The sequence below is a fragment of the Pseudoalteromonas sp. S1612 genome (assembly GCF_005887175.1).
GTDB classification, from domain to species: Bacteria; Pseudomonadota; Gammaproteobacteria; order Enterobacterales; family Alteromonadaceae; genus Pseudoalteromonas; species Pseudoalteromonas undina.
Genome location: NZ_PNDH01000103.1, coordinates 1 through 277, shown reverse-complemented (window position 1 = coordinate 277; position 277 = coordinate 1). Strand labels below are relative to the sequence as shown.

Sequence of the window (277 nt, the reverse complement as noted above, 5' to 3'; positions counted from 1 at the left end):
GAATGAAGAGATTCAAATTCAAGTGGCTATGGCGATGTTTAACCAAGGCATTACTTATGGTCAGCAAGGCAAACCTGATGAGGAGCTCAGCAGCTACGCAACCTTAATTGAGCAGTTCAAAGGTTCATCGAATGAAGAGATTAAAATTCAGGTGGCTATGGCTATGTGTAACCAAGGCGTTACTTATGGTCAGCAAGGCAAGTCTGATGACGCACTCAGCAGCTACGCAACCTTAATTGAGCAGTATAAAGACTCATCGAATGAAGAGATTCAAATT

At 42.2% G+C, this 277-nt stretch carries 1 protein-coding gene; it reads left to right on the top strand.

The window, feature by feature from the left end; genetic code table 11:
- Positions 1-277, top strand: a 277-nt coding sequence (locus CWB78_RS18280; protein WP_138596831.1) for a tetratricopeptide repeat protein, incomplete at both ends; no start/stop codon positions are given.